The sequence below is a fragment of the Fructilactobacillus sp. X3R5C2 genome, assembly GCF_059901175.1.
Map to the genome: position 1 here is coordinate 1 of NZ_JBWXVC010000025.1, position 276 is coordinate 276.

Annotated in this window: 1 protein-coding gene; it reads left to right on the forward strand. The window is 65.9% G+C overall.

What is annotated here, in order from left to right:
• On the forward strand, nucleotides 1-276 hold a 276-nt coding region (locus AC6UD4_RS07290), incomplete at both ends, for a tetratricopeptide repeat protein (RefSeq protein WP_500709646.1).

Genomic DNA, 276 nt, shown 5'->3' on the forward strand with positions numbered 1-276 from the left:
TCTTCGATGCCTGTAGGGGAGGACGACGCACATGCCGAGGCGGACAGCTTCGCGACCCTCAAGCAGGCCGCAGAGAAGGGCTATATCCCGGCAATCCATGCGGTAGGGCTGTGCCTGCTGACCGGTGACCGCGTCGAGCAGGACGTCATGCGGGCGGCCGCGCATTTTGAACGGGCATCGGAGGCCGGCTATCCGTCGGCCATGTCCGAGTTTGGCCTGGCGCTGTTCCATGGCGAGGGTGTCGCCAGCGACGTGCCGCGTGCGGTGTACCTGATC